Annotated in this window: 1 protein-coding gene; it reads right to left on the reverse strand. The window is 37.6% G+C overall.

Going from position 1 to position 1,602, the window contains the following annotated elements; all coding sequences use genetic code 11:
- Nucleotides 1-757: 757 nt before the first annotated feature.
- Entirely contained in the window at nt 758-955 is a 198-nt protein-coding gene (locus tag ACFIKE_RS10305; RefSeq protein ID WP_375649773.1) for a hypothetical protein, read from the reverse strand.
- Between the last annotated feature and the right edge of the window lie 647 nt (nt 956-1,602).

Consider the following 1,602-nt stretch of genomic DNA (forward strand, 5'->3'; position numbering starts at 1 on the left):
AAAGATACACCAATGCCTCCAATGCCTGGTGGCGGAATGGGTGGAATGGGCGGAATGGATTTCTAAGCTCTTATTCCGTAGAGGTAATAAAGAAACGGGCCTTCTGTGCCCGTTTTTTTTTATGCTTTTTCATGTTTCATACAGTTTTTCCTTTTATGACAGTTTCTTTATCTTATAGGATTGTTCTATTCTTCTCTGGTTGATCTACCGTCATTGTGAATGAATCTCACTCTTAATCCATAGCTTTTTCTCTTGTTTTTATGAAATGTTTCTATTGTGCGGGAATTGTGGTTTCCTTTGAAAATATTGTGCTAATAAAAATATAACTATTTGATTTATAGTCATTTATTCCTAATACAGTTCTATTTTTTATTTCAGGTTTATGCATGCACCGTTAAAAAATCCTGTGTTTGTGCTTCATAAGGTGAGAGGTCACTACGGTTTTTATGAACCAACGCAATCATGAAGAGTCAGTAGTTAAGAGTTAGTACCTATTGAGCGTTGGAAAGACAGAGTTGAAAAGAGCATGATGGGGCTGGTTTGTTTTTTTATGAATAAGATGCTGGTATTTCAAGCTTTTGCATAGGAGAATAAGCATCTCTCTGTTTCGTTGATCTCTGAAATGGGGAGACTGCTCCATTTGAGAAGCTTAAAGATAAAAGCTAATTTTTCGCCTTGCTCTCATCTTTTTTTCGGTAAGCTCATCACCTAAACTGGAGCCAAACCCATGTTGTTATACTCAAGTTCTGTTTGTTGCCTATATTGTGACAGAAAATTCTTGGGTGGGGAGCAATTTTTGAACTAAGGGGACCATGACAGGTGGCCGAAAAAAATCATTACGAGACAGTAGGCGCGCTTGTTTTAGAATTTTTAATGCTTCTGATGATAAAGGCACGCGAAATTCTGTTGTAGCCTCATGCCTTCTTTTCATATTTTCGAGCCAAGGGTTTTCCATATATTCTCTTCAACTTGACCTTTATGCATAGAACATAAGGGCATTGGGAAGCAGGGCATTGGGAGGGTGGAAATTGGGAGGTAGGGCATTGGGAGGTAGGGCATTGGGAGGGTGGAAATTGAGAGGCAGGGCATTGGGAGGCAGGGTATTGGGAGGGTGGAAATTGGGAGGTAGGGCATTGGGAGGGAGGGTATTGAGAGGCAGTGCATTGAGAGGCTTTATGTAAGGCTACCATTACATTGCTTGTTTATGCGCTTCTTTAAAAGAAATGTCTTTTAATACAAATTCTTGGCAATGCTATTTATGAAGAGTATAAAATCATTTGGATATCAATAGTTTATTAAAAAAATGTACGTTGGTATGATCCTTTTCTTATGTTACCAAAGTTGCTGACTTACGCGTTGGTTAAAAATCTCTTCATGCCCCTAAATTCATTTCATGAAAGCGTTTGTGAAGAGCACGACGTTTGTGAGGCGTGTAAAAATTTCTCGTGAGACGTGAAAAATCATCAATAAAATCTCCGTGTTTTCAAAAAATAACGAATGGCTTTTATATTTTAAAAAAAGATTGAACACGTCTCATGTTTTTTATTTATTTTAGAGCTGAATATTCGATTTTTGTGTAAAAATACTTGCTAACGCATCTAT

It is taken from the genome of Bartonella sp. MU70NMGDW (genome assembly GCF_042194085.1).
Taxonomy (GTDB): Bacteria; Pseudomonadota; Alphaproteobacteria; order Rhizobiales; family Rhizobiaceae; genus Bartonella; species Bartonella grahamii.

What these genes read in the sequence shown, in the direction of transcription:
- ACFIKE_RS10305 (WP_375649773.1), bottom strand. Translation starts at nt 955, where the DNA reads ATGGAAAACCCTTGGCTCGAAAATATGAAAAGAAGGCATGAGGCTACA.